The organism is Pseudomonas sp. IC_126 (genome assembly GCF_004331835.1).
Lineage (GTDB): Bacteria > Pseudomonadota > Gammaproteobacteria > Pseudomonadales > Pseudomonadaceae > Stutzerimonas.
The window spans coordinates 866,616-885,263 of sequence record NZ_SJSS01000001.1 but is presented as its reverse complement, the minus strand read 5'-3'; the positions used below and the strand labels follow the sequence as shown (position 1 = coordinate 885,263).

Here is an 18,648-nt window from a genome sequence, read left to right as displayed (position 1 = left end):
GTCAGCTCGCACGGAAACCGCATGCACACACTGGCACAACTGAAAAGCGGCGAGCTGAAGGGCGCCACGCGATTGAATCTGTCGGAACAGCTTGAAATCTTTCCCAGCGAGATTCTCGACCTGGCCGATAGCCTGGAAGTACTCAACCTTTCGGGCAACCGACTCAGCAGCCTACCGCCTGATCTATGGCGGCTACACAAGCTGCGCATTCTGTTTTGCTCGGACAATGCATTCACGGAGGTTCCGGCGACGCTCGGCAAGTGCCTGAATCTGGAGATGGTCGGTTTCAAGGCCAACCATATCCGGCGTCTGCCCGCCGAGGCGCTGCCACCCAAGCTCCGCTGGCTGATTCTCACCGACAATCAGCTCGAATCCCTGCCCGATGAGATAGGTCGCTGCACGCGGCTGCAAAAGCTGATGCTCGCCGGCAATCGACTGCAAACACTGCCCGAAGGTCTTTCCCGCTGTATCAATCTAGAACTGCTGCGCATTGCCGCGAACCGCCTGCCTGCACTGCCCGACTGGCTGCTGAGCATGCCTCGGCTGACCTGGCTTGCTTTTGCCGGCAATCCATTCAGCGACGCGATCGAAGCAGAGACGTTGGCGCGGCACCCGCTGCCGCCGGTCGGTCGTGACGAAATCACTCTGGGTAGCGTGCTCGGTCAGGGCGCTTCCGGCGTCATTCATCAAGCCCATTGGCAGTACGGCAACCAGGCACCGCGGCCAATGGCGGTCAAGTTATTCAAAGGCAGTGTGACCAGCGATGGGCTGCCGCACAGCGAGATGGCCGCGTGCATCGCTGCCGGCGAGCATCCCGGTCTGATCGGTATCGCCGGGCCGCTGGCCGAAAGTGCCGATACGCTGTCGGGTTTGCTGATGGAGCTCATCGCATCGTCCTACCAGCCACTGGCCGGGCCGCCATCATTCGCTAGCTGCACGCGCGACTGCTACGAAGCGGAGCGACGTTTTTCAGTCGGCCAGGTGTTACGCATCGCCACTAGCGTGATCTCGGTGGTCGGCCATCTTCATCAGCGTGGCATTCTTCACGGTGATCTCTACGGCCATAATCTGTTAGTCGACCCAAGCGGGGAGACCTTGCTAAGCGACTTCGGCGCGGCCTCCTTCTATGCACCGCAAAGCGCTCAGGGTCAGTCTCTCGAACGACTCGAAGTGCGAGCATTCGGCTGCTTGCTCGAAGAGTTGCTGGAACGCTGTGGCGTTGCTGATGACCATTTCCAAGTTCAACGACTTCACACGCTGCAGCGCCAATGCCGGCTCGACAACCCAACGGATAGGCCTTGTTTCAGCGAGCTGCAGCGCGAACTGGAAAAAATTGACCAAATTAGCCTAATTCCGGCCGATTAGTTGCATGAGGTTGCGCCTAATCCCTGTACTGACGGCAACCTGACGCTATGCTTCCTTCCGACTCTGACAACGACAGCTCCGCCCTATACCCAGCCACTGAAAACGCTGCTGCGCTCAAGCATGACCCGTTCATCATTGGCCTAAAGCAGCGCCTACCCGAAGCGCTTCGCGAGAGCTTCACCGAACAGCAACTGTTAGGACTTCGTAGTGCCTTCGCCACACGCTCATGGGCACGTCACAAAATCGATCTACGCGGCACCTTCCGTATTTGGAACAACCAGTATTATTTCGTCCTGGTCGGAGGGCATAACAAGCGCGGGCTGACGCGGGGACAGCGCAACCTGTCGTTGGTGACCAAAGCCATCGCGATCACCTTGTTCCTGTTCTTTTCCGTACTGGTGGGACTGGTCGTGCTGTACTTGCTCAAGTCGGCACTCGGCATCAACCTGCTGCCGAATCATTCCCTTGGCCTTTGGGACTGGTTCAAAGGCCACTGAACCCAGGCCCGAACCATGGGATTGCCTGTGCCGTCCCGCATCGCTGAATACTGACTAGACTTCTGACAGGCGATAGCTTCGAGGTGTCTATGAGCGACGAACAAGAGCGCAAATCTCTAACCCTGCGGCAAATGCTGCAAAGCATTCTGGCCGGCGCACTGGGGGTGCAAAGCGGCAAGAATCGCGCTCGCGACTTCAGTCACGGCAAGCCCAGTCACTTCATCCTGTTGGGCCTGGGCTTTACCGTGGTGTTCGTCTTGGTGATTCTCGGCGTAGTCAAGCTAGTGCTCTATCTCGTAGGGCTGTAAATCGGCGCACTGCCGTTTACTGATGGCTGACCCAGAAAATCGCCGTCGCTACCGCCAGAAGAATCAGAACGAAAATGGCGGCAGCGTCTGCTCTACTGTCATTGCCACGCTGATTGGAAGGCTCCGACATAGCTGTTTCCCCCTGTTGTTGAGAGCTCGTCTGCTTGCAGTTAAGACCACGCAAGCGAGGCGCTCAAGGCAAGCGGTTTAAATGCTCAAAAAGCAGCGTTTCGTTCTAAACATATTCCCAAACATCACTTTTGCGTATAAACGCTAGCTGGTATCTTGCTGCCTCCCTGATGGGTGCGCGGCCGTGCGCGCGACAAGCTGTAGACAGCCTGAACAGGACTCTTATGTACGTTTACGACCAATACGATCAGCAGATCGTAAAAGAACGCGTCAACCAGTTCCGCGAACAGACCCGCCGTTACCTCGCCGGTGAACTGACCGACCCTGAATTCCTGCCGCTGCGCCTGCAGAATGGCCTGTATATCCAGCGCTACGCACCGATGCTCCGCATTGCCGTGCCCTATGGCCTGCTCTCCTCGACGCAGATTCGCAAACTGGCCGAAATCACGCGCAAGTACGACAAGGGTTATGCCCACATCAGTACCCGTACCAATGTGCAATTGAACTGGCCAGATCTCGAGGATGTTCCGGAAATTCTCGCCGAACTCTCGACGGTGCAGATGCACGCAATCCAGACCAGCGGCAACTGCATCCGCAACACCACCACCGACCAGTTCGCCGGCGTCGCCAAAGATGAGCTGATCGACCCGCGTCCGTGGTGCGAAATTATCCGCCAATGGTCGACCTTCCACCCAGAGTTCGTTCGCCTGCCTCGTAAGTTCAAGATCGCGATCAACGGTGCGGTAAGCGATCGCGCGGCGATCGGCGTGCACGATATCGGACTTGAAGCGGTGAAGAACGCCGAAGGCGAACTGGGCTTCCGCGTCGCTGTTGGTGGTGGATTGGGGCGTACCCCCATCATTGGCAGCTTCATCAATGAATTCCTGCCCTGGAAGCACCTGCTGACCTATCTCGAAGCCATCCTGCGTGTGTACAACCGCTATGGCCGTCGTGACAACAAGTTCAAGGCTCGCATCAAGATCCTGGTCAAGGCTCTGACGCCGGCGGTCTTCGCTGAACGTGTCGATGCTGAGTGGGAACATCTCAAGGACGGCCCCAGCACCTTGAACGATGACGAGGTCCATCGGGTCAGCCAGTATTTCGTCGATCCTCCATACAAGACCCTGGATGATCAGGACGATGCCCTCCGCCAGCTAGACGCCGAGCACACCGGCTTTGCCCGCTGGCGCGAGCGCAACGTGGTGGCGCATAAGAAACCCGGTTACGCGGCGGTCACGCTGTCGCTGAAGAGCACCGGCGTTGCGCCCGGCGACGTCACTGACAAGCAGCTGGACATGATCGCCGATCTCGCCGACCGCTACAGCTTCGGCGAAGTACGCAACTCGCACGAACAGAACATGATCCTCGCCGACGTCGAACAATCGCGTCTGTTCGAACTGTGGCACGAGCTGCGTGAATTGGGCGTCGCCACGCCGAACATCGGCTTGCTCACCGACATCATTTGCTGCCCAGGCGGTGACTTCTGTTCGCTGGCCAATGCCAAGTCGCTCCCGATTGCCGACGCCATCCAGCGTCGCTTCGATGACCTTGACTATCTGTTTGACATTGGCGATCTGGACCTGAACATATCCGGCTGCATGAACGCCTGCGGCCACCATCATGTCGGTCACATCGGCATCCTTGGCGTCGACAAGAAGGGTGCCGAGTTCTACCAGGTTTCGGTTGGCGGCAGCTCGGGTCGCGATACCACCCTTGGCCAGATCCTCGGCCCGTCCTTCGCCCAAGACGCGATGCCCGACGTCATCGAAAAAATCATTGCCGTCTACGTGGAGCAACGTAACGAAGATGAACAGTTTCTCGACACCTTCCGCCGCATCGGCATCGATCCTTTCAAGGAGCGCGTCTATGCAGCGAATCATTAAACACGATCAGGTCGTCGACGAGACCTGGCACCTGCTGCCCAGTGACGTCGCCCTGACGGACGTGCCGAACAGCGACGATGTAATAGTGCCGATGCGGCTCTGGACCGATCACGCCCATGCCCTCAAGGTGCGTGATGGCGGCTTGGGCATCTGGCTGGAGGCCGACGAAGCCATCGAGGACATCGTCGACGATCTCGAACACTTCCAGGTCGTGGCGCTGAATTTCCCAGTGTTTACTGACGGTCGTCATTTCTCCAGTGCGCGCCTGTTACGTGAACGCTACGGCTACAAACGGGAAATTCGTGCCATTGGCGACGTGCTGCGCGATCAGCTGTTTCTCATGCGCCGCTGTGGTTTCGACGCCTATGCCGTACGCGCCGATCGCGACCCCTACGATGCACTAGAAGGTCTGAAGGATTTCTCGGTGACGTACCAGTCCGCCGTGGATGAGCCGCTGCCACTGTTCCGTCGCCGACAGGGCTGATTCAGCTGTACAAAAAACCCGCCGTTCGGCGGGTTTTTTTTATTGATACATCCAGAAGTTGGGATGCTCGATTTGGGCGATTTTGGCTGGCTGCTTCCTGCCGAACGTTTCCATGATTTTTTCTGCCAATGCTTTCATGACCAATTCCCGTTGCGTTGAAGTGACGCTAGCTTCTCGCAAACGACTGCCGCAACGAAATCGGTTCTGGCTATACAGCCAATAGCGTGTTCAGTCGAGCCGCACCAGCATTCGTCCTGTTTGTTGGCCCGCCAGCATTCGCTCGATCGCCTGTGGCAGTTCTTCCAGGGACATTTCCTGCACCAGTTCATTCAGGTTCGGTAGCTTCCATTGGGTCGACAACTTGTCCCACATCGAAGCCTTCGTGCTTCTTGGAATCTCGACCGAGTCGACGCCAAGCAGATTCACGCCGCGAAGGATGAACGGCAGTACATTGGCCTGGAAATTAGTCCCAGCGGTCAGGCCGCAGCAAGCGACACTGGCACCGCGCTGCAGGGACTTGATGACGTTGAACAGAATGTCGCCACCCACGGTATCGACAGCGCCCGCCCACTGCTCCTTGAGCATCGGTTTTTCCGTGCCGGATTGCAGCGCGCTACGCTCGATCACCTGAGTGGCGCCAAGGCTGGTCAGAAACTGCGCCTGTTCGACTTTGCCCGTCACGGCGGCCACGTTGTAGCCGAGCCGGGACAGCAATGCGACCGCGATACTGCCAACGCCGCCGGTCGCTCCAGTCACCAGAACTGGCGCGTCGCCCGGCATGAGGCCCGCCCGCTCAAGCTTGTCCACGCAAAGCGCAGCGGTCAGGCCTGCGGTTCCGAGGGCCATCGCTTCACGCATGGAGAGTCCCGATGGACGCTTGATCACCCACGTCGCCGGCACCCGAATGAACTGGCCGAAGCCGCCTGCTGTGTTCATTCCCAGGTCATAACCGGTAACGATCACCTCGTCGCCTTCGGAGTAGCCCGAGGCACTCGACTCGACGACTATGCCTGCTGCGTCGATGCCTGGCGTATGCGGGTAATTACGGGTAACGCCGCGATTGCCGCTGGCGGACAGGGCATCTTTGTAGTTCAGCGATGAGTAGCTGACGCGAATCAGCACCTCGCCAGCGGGCAGTTCGCTAACCTCCCGCTCGATGATGCGCGTTTCGAAACGACCATCTGCGCTTTCGCTGGTTTGCAGTGCCTTGAAGCTACTCATCAGTTACTCCTCATTGCCAGAATCGTTGTTCATTGAGTTGTGTCCAGCCCTTTAGCAGGCCGTGCTCAAGGGTAGCGCTGGCGGCCATGCCGAATCGCTCGGGAAGGCTCTTCTTCTCCGCGTAATGCAGTTGGAACAAGTCCGCTTCGCGAGCCCGGGCAGCCAGGTATTCATCGCTGGTCTTCAACTCGTCAACCAACCGCTTGCCGAGGGCCGCGATACCGAGCCAGACCTCGCCGGTGGCGACATCATCGATCGATACTTGCTGGCGATATCGCGCGACAAAATTTTTGAACAGTTCGTGTGTCGTTTCCAAATCGTCCTGAAACTTCTCCCGCCCTTTCTCGGTGTTTTCGCCAAAAATCGTCAGAGTCCGCTTGTATTCGCCGGCGGTCAGCACCTCGACATCGACATCGTGCTTCTTCAGTAGCCGATGCACGTTGGGCAACTGTGCGACAACACCGATGGAGCCAAGGATTGCAAAAGGTGCGCTGAGAATTTTCTGGCCGATGCACGCCATCATGTATCCGCCGCTTGCAGCGACCTTGTCGACGCACACCGTCAGCGGAACGCCCGCATCACGGATGCGAACCAGCTGCGAGGCAGCGAGCCCATAACCGTGAACCATGCCGCCGCCGCTTTCCAGACGTAGAACGACCTCATCCTGTGGCGTAGCGAGGGTCAGCAGTGCGGTAATTTCATGACGAAGGTTGTCGACCGCCGACGCCTTGATATCTCCATCGAAATCGAGCACGAACACCCGCGGACGGCTCTCCGGGTTTTTCTTTGCCAGCTTGGCGGCTTTGGCCTCACGCTTGCGCTGCAGCTTGAGCTGATCCTTGTCGACCAACGATTGCTCAAGGCGCTCACGCATCGATTTATAAAAGTCATTCAATTTGTGGACTTCGAGGTGGCCGCCCGAATGCCGGGACCGCCCACGCCGCAACGAGGCAAGCGCGATAAGCACCACCAGCACAGCGACCACCAAGGTTACGGTCTTCGCCAGAAAGCTTGCATAGTCAGCAAGAAAGTCCACAGATCCTCCTAGGATTTAACGGTCGCCAGCAGAGACGCAGCGTGGCACAAACCGGCCAAGCATACCGAGTACTCGTGTATCTGAGCCAGCAGAGCTCAATTCAAACAAACGTATGATTTATCGTTGACACTCCAGAACGATCCCCCTACCCTCGCGAAAACAGGGGATCTGGAGCGGAGCATGGGTAGTATCTACCTGATCAGGCATGGTCAGGCGTCGTTTGGCGCGGACAACTACGATGTGCTCTCCCCGCTCGGCTTTCAGCAATCAGCTGCGTTGGGCAATTATTTCAACCAACTGGATATTCGCTTCGACCGCTGCTTGAGCGGAGAGTTGGAGCGCCAGCAGGACACGGCGAAGGCGACGCTTCAGCGCTTGAGTTCTTGCCAAGATAGGCCGTTGCCGCTGCTGGAAATAGATTCGGCCTTCAACGAATTTCATGCCGACGAAGTGATTCGTGCCCATATGGCCGATCTGCTGGCCTTCGAACCCAACGCTATGCAAATCCTTACCAACGCAGCCGATCACCGGACCGAATTTCAACGCCTGTTTCAGTACGTCATTCAGCGCTGGGTGTCTGGCGAACATGAAAAGGACGACTTGGAGAGCTGGCAGTGTTTCATCGACCGCGTTCAGGACGGCCTGAACCGCCTACTCGACCAGGCAGACAAAAAAGACCATATCGCCGTCTTCACATCTGGCGGCACCATTACGGCACTGCTTCAATTGGTCATCGGTGTGCCGCCTATCAAGGCGTTCGAATTGAACTGGCAGATCGTCAACACCTCGCTCAGTCGACTCAGATTTCGTGATCGTGATGTCGCGCTGGCGACGTTCAATAGTCATGTACATCTGGATCTGATGAAAAATCCGGAGCTCGTCACCTACCGATAAGCTCCAGCCGCCTGCAGCCCGAGGCTGCATGTTTACTCCACGACAACAAAGGGACATATCCGATGAGCAACGTCGACGAAACCATTCAGGGCATGAAGGCCAAGTTCAACCCCAGCGCTGCGGCCGGCCTGGATCTGGTTTTCCAGTTCAATATCACCGATGCAGAGAACTACTACCTCGTCGTCAAAGACGGCACTTGCGACTTCCACAAAGGTGAGTCTGCCGACGCCAACGTTACGCTAATCATGGATAGCGAAACCATGCAGGGCGTCATCAGCGGCGAAACCGACGGCATGCAGGCATTCATGGCCGGCAAGCTGCGCGCCGAGGGCGACATGATGCTTGCTCTGAAGCTGAGCGAACTGTTCCCGGCCTGATCAGCCGTTGCGTAAAAAAGCCGAAGTCGTATGACTTCGGCTTTTTTATGCGCTTTTTACTGACGTTCATGCATTAGGCAGTTTGATTACGCGGCAACACCCCGGCCAATAACGACGCACTTTGCTTGGTGATGCCTGTACCGCACATTAGATTACGAACGCCGGATGGTCAGAGGGTATCGAATGCGCGCCTGCCAATGACCTGCTCATCGGCATCGATTATAAAAAGGGACAAGCATGGCATTAACAGATCAGACCAGCCGCATACGAGACGGTGAAGAGCTGCCTACCGAAGTCATCGACCAATACCTGAAAGGTCAGATTTCTGGTCTGGAAGGCACGCCGAATATCACGCAGTTTCCAGGGGGCGCGTCCAACCTGACTTATCTGCTGGAATATCCGAGGCAGGAGTTCGTGCTACGTCGCCCTCCGTTTGGTCACAAGGCCAAGTCAGCGCACGACATGGGCCGTGAATACCGAATTCTCAACCAACTGAACGCTGGTTTTCCCTACTGCCCCAAAGCCTATGCGTACTGTACTGACGAGACGCTTATAGGTGCCGAGTTCTATGTCATGGAGCGCGTCAAGGGCATCATCTTGCGAGAGGATATTCCCGCCGAGCTGGGCTTCACCCCAGACCAAACAACCGCGCTGTGTAAAAGCTTCGTCGACAAGTTCGTCGAGCTCCACAACGTCGATTACAACACCTGCGGCCTGGGCGACCTGGGCAAACCCGAAGGTTACGTGCAACGTCAGATCAACGGCTGGATTGATCGCTACGAGCGGGCGATAACGCCTGACGCACCCGCCTGGGAGCCGGTAAAGGCCTGGCTGCGTGACAAGATGCCTGCGGATCACCACAAGCCGGCAATCGTTCACAACGACTACCGATTCGATAATGTGATTCTCAGCCCAGATAACCCAATGGAGATCATCGGCGTCTTGGACTGGGAAATGACGACCCTTGGTGATCCACTGATGGATCTGGGTAACACGCTCGCTTATTGGATCGAAGCGACGGACCCACCTCCCATGCAGCTGATCCGTAAGCAACCCAGCAACGCGCCGGGCATGCTGACGCGCCAGCAATTCGTCGATTACTACGCCGAGCGTGCTGGCATTCGCATCGACAACTTCGACTACTACTACACCTACGGCCTGTTCCGCCTCGCCGCTATCGTGCAACAGATCTACTACCGCTATTTCCACGGCCAGACGCAAGACAAGCGGTTCTCGAGGTTCGTTCAGATGAACGCCCTGCTCGAGCATGTGAGCCTGCAGGTCATTAACAAATCGAAGCTGTAGCACAGCTCACCATGAGGAATGTTTCCATGAGCAAAACAACTCTGTTCGATCTGGACGGCAAGATCGCGTTCGTCTCGGGTGCCAGCCGAGGTATTGGCGAGGCGATTGCCAAGCTCCTGGCTCAGCAAGGTGCCCACGTCATTGTTTCCAGCCGCAAGATCGAAGGTTGTCAGGCTGTCGCGGATGCAATCGTTGCCGCGGGTGGCAAGGCGACGCCGGTGGCCTGCCACATTGGTGAGCTGGAGCAGATCCAGGCCGTCTTCGCTCAGATTCGGGAACAATTCGGCCGACTGGACATTCTGGTCAACAACGCAGCGACCAATCCTCAGTTCTGCCACATTCTCGACACTGACGTCTCGGCATTCCAGAAGACCGTTGACGTGAACATTCGTGGTTACTTCTTCATGTCCGTCGAGGCCGGCAAATTGATGCGCGAGCATGGCGGCGGCAGCATCATTAACGTTGCGTCCATCAACGGTGTGACACCAGGCAATTTCCAGGGGATCTATTCGGTCACCAAGGCTGCGGTCATCAACATGACCAAGGCGTTCGCCAAGGAATGCGCCCCGCAGGGCATTCGCTGCAACGCGTTGCTACCGGGTCTGACTGACACCAAGTTCGCTTCGGCACTGGTCAAGAACGACTCGATCCGCGAAGAAGCGCTGCGTCATATCCCGCTGCACCGCGTCGCCGACCCCAGCGAAATGGCCGGCGCCGTCCTGTATCTGGCCAGCGATGCATCGAGCTACACCACCGGCCTGTCGCTCAATGTGGACGGCGGTTATCTCGCCTGATCGATCTGGAAACGAAAAAAGGGAACCTTCGGGTTCCCTTTTCATTTTCAAACCCTTTTCACCAGTTCTTCATTGCCTGCTCGGCAGCAACATTCGCTGGCGTCGCGCGCAAGCCGGTGGGAGCCATTTCCAGCGTGTAGGCAGCCCCATCGGCGATCGGCAGATAGCTGAGACGCCGGAGCTGCGCATCAAGCATAAGGGGTGCACAGCGACAACGGTGCAACCAGCTCCAGAAATCCACCCCGCCCCAGCTGTGTCCGAGTTCGACGTACGGATGATTAGCCTGATTCTGTTGCTCGACGGCCAGGTAACGCCCCGAAAGCTTCTCAAGGCGGTAGCCGGGCTTCAAACCAATCAATGCCGCCAACCCCTTCCAGTGAAGCGCCCGCAAATCGAGTTGCCAGAGATCGCCTTCCAGCGTGACAAAGCGGACATGCTCATTTTCCTCGACCCTGACTTGATAGCGCTGTTGACCATCGGCCTGAAATGACAGCGCAGCCAGCGGCTTGCCCTGGGCGAGAGGCTGATAGGTTTTGACGTCCCAGGCAATCAGGCCGATCAGCCCAGCAAGCGCGAGGACCAGCATGCCGAAGGTGCCGCGCAACCAGCCAAGCAACCAATTTCCGCCAAACAGCATGCGTACCGCTATCAGTGCAATGATGAACGCGACTAGCGCGACAACCACTGCCAGCCCCAGATACTGCATGACCCGCCTTCCCTACAAACCTGACGGGGCATTATCCGCAGCCCCATATCGTGCATCCAGCGACAGATCGGAACAGTGGCAACGAGTCGACATTCTGCTGCCTTTCTCTTGGTGAACAGCAAGGAAGCCGTGTTGAACGGCATGCCATTGGCATATCACGATGCAAACGGCATCATGCATCGCCTGTGATCTCCTATTCGCTCACGAGAGCCCATACCGATGCTTGAATTCGCTGCGGACCCGCTGGTGCTAGCCGCCCTCATGGCCGTAGCCTTTCTAGCGGGTTTCATCGATGCGATTGCCGGTGGGGGTGGGCTATTGACGCTACCCGCATTGCTAACCGCCGGCCTGCCGCCACATCTGGTTCTTGGCACCAACAAGCTGTCCGCGACATTCGGCTCGGCCATGGCGAGCTACACCTTTTATCGCCGCAAGCTGTTCGATCCGACGCAATGGCGATTCGCGCTCGTGGCCACCGCCATCGGAGCAGCGCTGGGTGCTGGACTTGCACATCTGATCCCGGCTGACTGGCTTAATCAACTGCTGCCCTTGGTGGTTTTCGGCTGCGGACTGTATCTGCTTTTTGGTCGTGTTCCGACCACGCCGCGAGCCGACGCTGCGCCGATAGGCAAGCGCCGCCAGTGGCCACAGGGTCTGACACTGGGCTTCTACGATGGCATAGCCGGCCCCGGTACTGGGGCATTCTGGACCGTCAGCAATATGCTTCTTTACCCGCTCGACCTGCTCAAGGCTAGTGGCGTGGCACGCAGCATGAACTTCGTCAGTAACGGGGTCGCGCTCGCCGTGTTCATCATCAGCGGCCAGGTCGCTTGGGCGCTGGGGATCGGAATGGGTATCGCCTTGATGGGGGGCGCCTACCTTGGCGCACGCACGGCGATCCAGGGCGGATCAAGGTTCATCCGGCCGATCTTCATTTCGGTCGTACTGGTGCTGAGCCTGCGGTTAGCCTGGCAGCATTGGTTCGGGACGGCCTAGCCGTTGCGCCAGATACAGCTCGATCAGGTAACGTGCGATGGATTTGGGGGGCGGAAGCGCGGGCAAATCGTGGATGGAAAACCATCCGGCATCTTCGATCTCTTCAGGCTGCATCACGATTTCACCCGATGCGTAGTCTGCATGGAACCCCAGCATGAGCGAGTGCGGGAACGGCCAGCCCTGGCTGCAAATGTACCGAGGCTCGTGGATCGAAACTCCCACCTCTTCATGCACTTCGCGTCGAACACATTGCTCGACCGATTCGCCCGGTTCAACGAAGCCAGCCAGCGTACTGTAGACACCCGGTGCGAACCGAGGTGAGCGGGCCAGCAGCAGTTCGTCGCCGCGGGTGACAAGAACGATCATGCTCGGGGAAATGCGCGGGTAATGATGAATACCGCAGGTCTCACATTGCATCGCCCGCTCGGTCGGATGCTGACGCATCGGGTTGCCGCAACTGCCGCAGAAGCGATGATGATTGGCCCAAGTGCCGATCTGTGCCGCGAAGCCCAGCATGCGGAACCTGTCGGTATCGTCATCCTGCATCATGAGTTGCCGCAGGCTCTGCCAGGCCGCACCGGGCACCTCGACCGGATGCGCCAATTCCAGCAAAAACACCTGGTCGCCGTCGAAATAGCCCAAGCCCTGCTCGCTGAGCAGCGGTAATTCGAGGCGCTTGAGCCAGCCTCTCGGAAACAGCACGCCATTGGCGTCGAAAAGAAAGCCATGCTGGCAATGTACGACCGCCCACCCGCCTTCGCCCGCAGGGTCAAGCAATGCCGGCTGCCAGCGCAAGCTCATCAGGCCGCCACCGGAAGACCCAACGCCCTGACGCTCTCGGTCGCGAGGTCCAGCACGCTGGCACGTGAATCGTCGCGCCGCAATATCGCTCCGCCGTCGAGGTAGTACTCTAGGCTGGTCAGCGCATCAGCCAGGGTCTCGAGGGTTTGCTCTGAGGGCATTTGCACACCTTCGAGCATCTGTTTCTGAATGAAGTCAGCGCATGCACCGATCAGCTCGGCGGCGCGATTCTGCTCCAAGAAGTGCAGCCCGCCACGAACCGCCATCAGACTGAAGGGGACGTTAGCCAGATGCAGCTTCTCTCCGTTGGATTCCAGATAGGCAGTAATGGCGCGCTTGGCCAATGCCAGGCCTGCGGTCGCTTCTCCGATGACAACGATGCAAGCTTCGGTGAGCTGGTGATTGGCGAACGCTTCGGCTTCATGACCTGGCTGTGCAATTTGCGGGCGCGTATCGCGACGCTCGCCGCGCTCCAGGCTTGCAACCATACTTTCTACATATAGCACCGCATCGGCCAATTTGAGCAAAGCCGGCGAATCAGGTGCCTCCCCGGCGCTCCAGCTCGATACTGCCGCGAGCTGTGCATGCAAGGTGCTTGATGCCGACGACAGACCGACCATTCCCAGGGTCTTCGCCAGCTTGCCCAGCAGGCTATGCAGAGTGGCATAGGATTCTGCCGGAGCCGTCTGTCTTTCGATGAGGTCGAGCAGATCCTTGAGGCTTGCCAGTTCCTCGCGAATCGCCGATGACAACGAGCGCATCACCGCCTGGCCGGGGCCGGCAAGACGCTGGGACTCATCCTCGAGAAGGTGATCGGTAAAGGGGAGCGGGCCAAGAGAAAAGATTTCCCGGACCTGGGTAGCCATGGGTCCGTTACTTTCTGCCAGTGCAACCAGATACAGCAGCTCTTTGAGCAGAACACGCGGCGGCTCGTAGGTAGCATTGCTGCTGAGCTGTCGAAGCTCACGGTCGAGCCTGGAGAACAACTGTTTGCGCGATTGACGCGGGAGCAGCTGACCATCCAGCTGGGCCTCCACAGCTGCACTACCCAGCCAACACAGTCGCCCTGCAGGCGTGCTGGCGAACAGCAGATCCAAGCGGCAAAGTGCCCGTGCCATAAGCTTGAGGCTCGCCGCAGCGTTGTCTTCGCGAATGAAGCCAAGCAGACCGACTTGATACATCTGGCGCAAACGCCGAGCTTCGGTCGCTCGCACAGCAGGCTCCCGCACCGCTGCAACCACCGCAGGCCGGGCATGGTCTAGCCGAGCGCTGAAGAAAAAGCTTTCGGGCAACGGTGACTGCTCGCTGGCAAGGCGCAACGCATTGATCGCCGGGAGTAACAGTTCAGGCATTTCCTGACGAGTCGCGTCGACGCTTTCCAGGTAGCGCTCCAGCACGTACAGCGCGTTGCTCAGCGCCGCCAACTGCGTATCCCGCTCCCCGCCTGCCCCAACCGGAATATCGGTCGCCAGCTGAAGCATTTCCTGTGCGAGCAGCTCGGCTCCCGTCAACTCGATGAGCTTAAGGGTCCCGCGAACCTGTTTGAGATTTTCGACAGCCTGTTGCAGCAGGCTGCCGTTATTACGGTCGATGATGAAATGCTCGAGGCTCTGCTCGGCCTCCTCCATGGTAGCGAACAACTCATCGCGAACCAGGCTGAGTGAAGTAGCTCCGGTAACCATGCCTAGCGCGCCTCCCGCGCAACGTTTAGATGGTTCATCAGTCGGCGAAATCCGGTTTCTGTTTACTCATATGAGCGGCCATGGCTACTTTGAGATCGGCCGACTGAAGCATTGCCGCATTCCAGGTAGCGATGTACTCGAGGCCATCGTCGACACGGTGATCACGCATATAACGGATCATTTGTTTGGTGCCGCGAATGGCGACCGGCGACTTCGCGGCGATCTCAGCCGCGAGTGCGAATACGGCAGCCATGAGGGCAGGTTGGTCGGCATACGCCCGATTGACCAAACCAATGGCCTGCGCTTCCTGTCCATCCACGCTTCGCCCGGTGTAGGCGAGTTCGCGCATCATTCCATCGCCAATGATTCGTGGCAGACGCTGCAGCGTGCCGACATCCGCTGCCATGCCCATGTCGATTTCCTTGATGGAAAATCGCGCATCGAGCGTGCTGTAACGCATATCGCATGCGGCAATGAGATCTATTGCACCGCCGATGCAATAACCCTGAATGGCTGCGATAACCGGCTTTCGGCAGTTATCCACTGCAATGAACGAGGCCTGAAGCTTGAGTATCTGGCGGCGCAGGCTTTCTGCGTTGCGCCCGATATCCGTGCCCATCTGCATGGCGGCCTGTGCCAGCAGCTGTAGATCGATACCGGCCGAAAAATGTTTGCCCTCACCGGACAAAACCACCACCCGAACCTCATCCGTATCGTCAACCCATTGGAAGATCTCGACGATTTCGCTCCAGAACGCAGCGTTCATGGCGTTGAGCTTGTCCGGCCGGTTGATCGCTACATGAGCAACTTTGTCCTTCAACTCCACACGGAAGGCTTGGTATTCAGTCACGCTATCATCCTCGACAGCCGAGGCACCTCAGTGCCTGAAACAGTGGGACAGTCCCTCCCCAGGGACTGCTCTCAACCGAACAACTATAACAACAGCCGAGTGAAAGTCGATGCGGTAGGTTGTGACCCAGCCCACGGCCTTGCGCATCATCGGCTTTGACATTCGGCGATATCGCCAAGGCGACCAATCACCCTTCCAGGATGCAATCGACCGTATAGCGCATGCCGTCCGGGTGATCCTCAAGCTGCAGCCCGTGGACATCGGCATCGAAGCCCGGAAAGCGCGCGGCGAAACGTTGTGCGAATTGGAGGTAGTCGAGTATGGAGCGCGTCTCGGCAGTGAACCGCTCGCCTGGCATGATCAGCGGAATCCCAGGCGGATAAGGCACCAGCATCACAGCGGCGATACGGCCCACCAGCGCTTCGATGGGCACCGCCTCCACCTCGCCACGAACAAGCTTGTCATAGGCATCGGCGGGTTTCATCGCCAACGCCGGTAGCGCCGTATACATCCGCCGCATGGCTCTGGCGGTCGCATTCTCCCGATAGCAGTCATGCAACGATTCGCAGAGGTCTCGCAGCCCCATGCCGACATACTGGCTGCCGCCGGCCTGCACTACGGAGGGCAGTGCATCGCACAGTGGTACGTTGTTGTCGTAGTGACGCTTGAACTCCAACAACTCGGTCAGCAAGGTGCTCCACTTGCCCTTGGTGATCCCCATGGAAAAGAGGACCAGGATCGAGTAGAGACCGGTCTTTTCCACCACTAGGCCGCGCTCCCAGAGAAATTTGCTGACGACTGCTGCAGGAATGCCGCTCTCGCCCAGCTTGCCACCGGCGGTAAGCCCGGGTGTGACTAACGTGACCTTGATCGGATCGAGCAGCACGTAGTCATTCGCGACGTCGCCGAAACCATGCCAGTCCGCTTCAGGCTCCAGCAACCAGTCCGCCGTGACCAGCTCGTCGGCTCCGTCCGCTGCCGTGGGCTGCCAGATACTGAACCACCAGTCGCCCTCAGGCAGATGCTGTCGAAGATTGGCCAGCGCGCGCCGAAAGCTCAGCGCCTCGTCGAAAGTTTCCTGAATCAGCGAGCGGCCGGCGGGGCCTTCCATCATGGCCGAAGCCACATCGAGCGATGCGAGAATGCCGTACTGCGGCGATGTCGAGATATGCATCATGAAGGCTTCATTGAAACGATCACGATCCAGCTGCCGCTGCTCGCTATCGAGCACATGGATCATCGAAGCCTGGCTGAACGCCGCCAATACCTTGTGCGTCGAGTGGGTGGTGAACACCAGGGGGCCCTGCTCGCGCGTGTCCATTCCATAGCGGCCGTCATAAAACTCGTGAAACGCGGCATAGGCGTACCAGGCCTCGTCGAAATGCAGCACATCGACACTGTTGCCGAGGGTTCGCTTGATCAGGTTGGCGTTGTAGCAAAGGCCGTCGTAGGTGGAGTTGGTTACGACTGCCAGCTTCACCCTCGGCGCACGCCCGCGGGTCAGCGGGTTGGCATCGATCTTGGCTTGAATCGAGGCCGGAGAAAACTCTTCGAGCGGGATGGGACCGATGATGCCGAGCTCGTTGCGTGACGGCACCAGATAGAGCGGAATCGCGCCGGTCATGATGATCGAGTGCAGTATCGACTTATGGCAGTTACGGTCCACCAATACCAGATCGTCGCGCGCTACCATCGAGTGCCAGACGATCTTGTTGGCGGTCGACGTGCCGTTGATCACGAAAAATGTATGATCGGCGCCAAAATTGCGCGCCGCACGCGCCTCGGCCGCCGCCAGCGGACCGGTGTGATCGAGCAGCGAACCGAGCTCGGGCACCGACACCGACAGATCGGAGCGCAGCGTGTTTTCGCCGAAGAACTGGTGAAACGCCTGGCCGACCGGACTCTTGCGAAAAGCAACCCCGCCGCCATGGCCCGGTGTGTGCCACGAATAATTCGAGTCGCCCGTATGCTGAACCAGCGCGCGGAAAAACGGGGGCAGCAGGCCCTCTAGATAGGCGCGTGTAGCTCGTGCCACCTGCCGCGCCAGAAAAGGCACCGTATCCTCGAAGAGATAAAGCAGCCCACGCAGCTCATTCAGATCGGCCATCGCTTCGGCCGGAGCGTTCTCGATGGTGATCTGCTCGCCCAGCGCAAATATAGGAAGCTGTGGAGCACGACGCCTGGCGACACGGATCAACCCTACGACGTCCTGCAGCAGTCGCTGGTTCTCACCTGCGCCTTCGGCAGCAACCAGAATGCAGGCCAGGCCATGATGCGTCGAAGCGACGATACGGCCTTCAGCAGCGCTTGCGGTAGGAAGAATATGAAAGCCGTCGCGCTCGAGCTCAGTCGCGATTTCGCGAACCCGCTCGCCGGCGACGGTATCAGCCTTGATGTCGCGATGAACGATAAGGATGGGAAATTTCAGATCTTTGTACATGAGTGCTTCCTGAGAGCGTTCCCCTTCAGCGTAGAAGGTCCGCCCTCCAAGCACCAAGCGTGAAATGCGATTGCGCCAGGCTGACGCGGCAAAGCGCTACCTCAGCGCTAAGATTCAAGCAGGCAGGGCTTCCGCCTCGATGTCGGCGGGTTGTTCCAGCTGAACCCAGAGCGGTGCTGCTCCCGACGCTTTTTCAATCGCCTGCATGCGCGCCGCATGTGCAGCGACTTCTTCGGCGCTGGCGCGAATAACCAAGGTTCCAGCTCTATCGGCAGGCAGACGCCGAATCGGCGTCGCCTGTTGGCGGCCGCCGTTTTCAGAATCGGCGCCGTCCCCGGCCAGGGACAGATTGGTCTGCCCGCCCGTCATCGTCAGGAAGACGTCGGCGAGAATTTCCGCATCGAGCAATGCGCCGTGCAGATCACGACCGGAGTTGTCTACCCCGTAACGCTTGCACAGCGCGTCGAGGCTGTTGCGCTGCCCTGGATGACGCTCACGGGCCATTAGCAGGGTGTCGAGAATGCTGCAGTGATCGCTCAGCTCGGAGCGATCCTGCTGCCCGACCAGAGCGAACTCGTTGTTGATAAAGCCGACGTCGAACGCTGCGTTGTGAATGATCAGCTGGGCGCCCTTGATGAATTCGAAGAACTCATCGGCGACATCCTTGAACCGTGGTTTATCGGTCAGGAATTCATTGGTGATGCCGTGGACCGCGATTGCGCCCTCGTCCACTTCACGATCCGGCTGCAGATACACGTGATAATGCCGACCGGTAAGGCGGCGACCGATGACTTCGACACAGCCGATCTCGATGATCCGGTGGCCGTCGGTCACCGGCATGCCAGTAGTTTCGGTATCCAGCACTACGCTACGCATATTT

The 18,648-nt window shown here is 58.4% G+C and carries 18 protein-coding genes; 10 read left to right on the top strand and 8 right to left on the bottom strand.

The features are described 5' to 3' along the window. Positions 1 to 21: 21 nt before the first annotated feature. The 5 genes from E0D86_RS04065 (at position 22) to E0D86_RS04045 (ending at position 4,666) form a co-directional block, all read left to right on the top strand. Positions 22 to 1,365 (top strand): leucine-rich repeat-containing protein kinase family protein, encoded by a 1,344-nt coding sequence (locus E0D86_RS04065; protein WP_131648668.1) that lies wholly within the window; start codon positions 22 to 24, stop codon positions 1,363 to 1,365. Between the two features lie 47 nt (positions 1,366 to 1,412). After that, on the top strand, positions 1,413 to 1,862 hold the full coding sequence (locus tag E0D86_RS04060) for a 3-phosphoshikimate 1-carboxyvinyltransferase (protein ID WP_131648667.1): 450 nt from the start codon (positions 1,413 to 1,415) through the stop codon (positions 1,860 to 1,862). An 89-nt stretch (positions 1,863 to 1,951) separates the two neighbouring features. Next, complete coding sequence (locus tag E0D86_RS04055; RefSeq protein ID WP_131648666.1) at positions 1,952 to 2,170, top strand: DUF2970 domain-containing protein; 219 nt, start codon at positions 1,952 to 1,954, stop codon at positions 2,168 to 2,170. 353 nt (positions 2,171 to 2,523) lie between these two features. Next, complete coding sequence (locus E0D86_RS04050; RefSeq protein WP_131648665.1) at positions 2,524 to 4,182, top strand: nitrite/sulfite reductase; 1,659 nt, start codon at positions 2,524 to 2,526, stop codon at positions 4,180 to 4,182. Beyond that, positions 4,166 to 4,666, top strand: coding sequence for a DUF934 domain-containing protein (locus E0D86_RS04045; protein WP_131648664.1), 501 nt, complete (start codon positions 4,166 to 4,168; stop codon positions 4,664 to 4,666). Before E0D86_RS04050 ends, E0D86_RS04045 begins: the two co-directional genes overlap by 17 nt. 228 nt (positions 4,667 to 4,894) lie before the next feature. On the opposite strand, the gene E0D86_RS04040 is transcribed toward E0D86_RS04045, so the two are convergent. Both E0D86_RS04040 and sohB read right to left on the bottom strand, forming a co-directional pair. Then, positions 4,895 to 5,887 carry a YhdH/YhfP family quinone oxidoreductase gene (locus E0D86_RS04040; protein ID WP_131648663.1) on the bottom strand — a complete coding sequence of 331 codons (993 nt, stop codon included), beginning with the start codon at positions 5,885 to 5,887 and terminating at the stop codon, positions 4,895 to 4,897. A 10-nt stretch (positions 5,888 to 5,897) separates the two neighbouring features. Continuing rightward, positions 5,898 to 6,923: a protease SohB gene (gene sohB, locus E0D86_RS04035; RefSeq protein ID WP_131648662.1), complete on the bottom strand. Its 1,026-nt coding sequence runs from the start codon at positions 6,921 to 6,923 to the stop codon at positions 5,898 to 5,900. A gap of 180 nt (positions 6,924 to 7,103) precedes the next feature. On the opposite strand from sohB, the gene E0D86_RS04030 reads away from it, so the two are divergent. The 4 genes from E0D86_RS04030 (at position 7,104) to E0D86_RS04015 (ending at position 10,293) form a co-directional block, all read left to right on the top strand. After that, positions 7,104 to 7,817: a histidine phosphatase family protein gene (locus E0D86_RS04030; protein ID WP_131648661.1), complete on the top strand. Its 714-nt coding sequence runs from the start codon at positions 7,104 to 7,106 to the stop codon at positions 7,815 to 7,817. A gap of 62 nt (positions 7,818 to 7,879) precedes the next feature. Next, positions 7,880 to 8,194, top strand: a complete 315-nt coding sequence (locus tag E0D86_RS04025; RefSeq protein WP_045427587.1) for an SCP2 sterol-binding domain-containing protein — start codon at positions 7,880 to 7,882, stop codon at positions 8,192 to 8,194. Positions 8,195 to 8,431: 237 nt separating this feature from the next. After that, positions 8,432 to 9,499 carry a phosphotransferase family protein gene (locus E0D86_RS04020; protein ID WP_131648660.1) on the top strand — a complete coding sequence of 356 codons (1,068 nt, stop codon included), beginning with the start codon at positions 8,432 to 8,434 and terminating at the stop codon, positions 9,497 to 9,499. 26 nt (positions 9,500 to 9,525) lie between these two features. Continuing rightward, entirely contained in the window at positions 9,526 to 10,293 is a 768-nt protein-coding gene (locus E0D86_RS04015) for an SDR family oxidoreductase (protein WP_131648659.1), read from the top strand. A 58-nt stretch (positions 10,294 to 10,351) separates the two neighbouring features. Here the strand turns inward: E0D86_RS04015 and E0D86_RS04010 are convergent, their stop codons facing one another. Beyond that, on the bottom strand, positions 10,352 to 10,999 hold the full coding sequence (locus tag E0D86_RS04010; protein ID WP_131648658.1) for a hypothetical protein: 648 nt from the start codon (positions 10,997 to 10,999) through the stop codon (positions 10,352 to 10,354). A gap of 219 nt (positions 11,000 to 11,218) precedes the next feature. On the opposite strand from E0D86_RS04010, the gene E0D86_RS04005 reads away from it, so the two are divergent. Next, the gene (locus E0D86_RS04005; RefSeq protein WP_131648657.1) at positions 11,219 to 11,995 is read left to right on the top strand and encodes a TSUP family transporter; all 777 of its coding nucleotides are present in this window, start codon (positions 11,219 to 11,221) and stop codon (positions 11,993 to 11,995) included. On the opposite strand, the gene nudC is transcribed toward E0D86_RS04005, so the two are convergent. The 5 genes from nudC to dnaQ all read right to left on the bottom strand — a co-directional run bounded on the left by nudC (position 11,963) and on the right by dnaQ (position 18,644). Continuing rightward, positions 11,963 to 12,796, bottom strand: a complete 834-nt coding sequence (nudC, locus tag E0D86_RS04000) for an NAD(+) diphosphatase (RefSeq protein ID WP_131648656.1) — start codon at positions 12,794 to 12,796, stop codon at positions 11,963 to 11,965. The two genes, E0D86_RS04005 and nudC, sit on opposite strands and share 33 nt — an antisense overlap. After that, on the bottom strand, positions 12,796 to 14,478 hold the full coding sequence (locus E0D86_RS03995) for a ferrous iron transporter B (protein ID WP_131648655.1): 1,683 nt from the start codon (positions 14,476 to 14,478) through the stop codon (positions 12,796 to 12,798). Before E0D86_RS03995 ends, nudC begins: the two co-directional genes overlap by 1 nt. Before the next feature lie 37 nt (positions 14,479 to 14,515). After that, positions 14,516 to 15,328: a crotonase/enoyl-CoA hydratase family protein gene (locus E0D86_RS03990; protein WP_131648654.1), complete on the bottom strand. Its 813-nt coding sequence runs from the start codon at positions 15,326 to 15,328 to the stop codon at positions 14,516 to 14,518. Positions 15,329 to 15,515: 187 nt separating this feature from the next. After that, complete coding sequence (locus E0D86_RS03985) at positions 15,516 to 17,768, bottom strand: Orn/Lys/Arg decarboxylase N-terminal domain-containing protein (protein ID WP_131648653.1); 2,253 nt, start codon at positions 17,766 to 17,768, stop codon at positions 15,516 to 15,518. Between the two features lie 114 nt (positions 17,769 to 17,882). After that, positions 17,883 to 18,644 carry a DNA polymerase III subunit epsilon gene (gene dnaQ, locus E0D86_RS03980; RefSeq protein WP_131648652.1) on the bottom strand — a complete coding sequence of 254 codons (762 nt, stop codon included), beginning with the start codon at positions 18,642 to 18,644 and terminating at the stop codon, positions 17,883 to 17,885. Positions 18,645 to 18,648 lie beyond the last annotated feature (4 nt).

Bases quoted from the DNA above. Each gene is read 5' to 3' on its own strand.
- E0D86_RS04065 (WP_131648668.1), top strand. From the start codon at position 22: ATGCACACACTGGCACAACTGAAAAGCGGCGAGCTGAAGGGCGCCACG.
- E0D86_RS04060 (WP_131648667.1), top strand. From the start codon at position 1,413: ATGCTTCCTTCCGACTCTGACAACGACAGCTCCGCCCTATACCCAGCC.
- E0D86_RS04055 (WP_131648666.1), top strand. From the start codon at position 1,952: ATGAGCGACGAACAAGAGCGCAAATCTCTAACCCTGCGGCAAATGCTG.
- E0D86_RS04050 (WP_131648665.1), top strand. From the start codon at position 2,524: ATGTACGTTTACGACCAATACGATCAGCAGATCGTAAAAGAACGCGTC.
- E0D86_RS04045 (WP_131648664.1), top strand. From the start codon at position 4,166: ATGCAGCGAATCATTAAACACGATCAGGTCGTCGACGAGACCTGGCAC.
- E0D86_RS04040 (WP_131648663.1), bottom strand. From the start codon at position 5,887: ATGAGTAGCTTCAAGGCACTGCAAACCAGCGAAAGCGCAGATGGTCGT.
- E0D86_RS04030 (WP_131648661.1), top strand. From the start codon at position 7,104: ATGGGTAGTATCTACCTGATCAGGCATGGTCAGGCGTCGTTTGGCGCG.
- E0D86_RS04025 (WP_045427587.1), top strand. From the start codon at position 7,880: ATGAGCAACGTCGACGAAACCATTCAGGGCATGAAGGCCAAGTTCAAC.
- E0D86_RS04020 (WP_131648660.1), top strand. From the start codon at position 8,432: ATGGCATTAACAGATCAGACCAGCCGCATACGAGACGGTGAAGAGCTG.
- E0D86_RS04015 (WP_131648659.1), top strand. From the start codon at position 9,526: ATGAGCAAAACAACTCTGTTCGATCTGGACGGCAAGATCGCGTTCGTC.
- E0D86_RS04010 (WP_131648658.1), bottom strand. From the start codon at position 10,999: ATGCAGTATCTGGGGCTGGCAGTGGTTGTCGCGCTAGTCGCGTTCATC.
- E0D86_RS04005 (WP_131648657.1), top strand. From the start codon at position 11,219: ATGCTTGAATTCGCTGCGGACCCGCTGGTGCTAGCCGCCCTCATGGCC.
- nudC (WP_131648656.1), bottom strand. From the start codon at position 12,796: ATGAGCTTGCGCTGGCAGCCGGCATTGCTTGACCCTGCGGGCGAAGGC.
- E0D86_RS03995 (WP_131648655.1), bottom strand. From the start codon at position 14,478: ATGGTTACCGGAGCTACTTCACTCAGCCTGGTTCGCGATGAGTTGTTC.
- E0D86_RS03985 (WP_131648653.1), bottom strand. From the start codon at position 17,768: ATGTACAAAGATCTGAAATTTCCCATCCTTATCGTTCATCGCGACATC.
- dnaQ (WP_131648652.1), bottom strand. From the start codon at position 18,644: ATGCGTAGCGTAGTGCTGGATACCGAAACTACTGGCATGCCGGTGACC.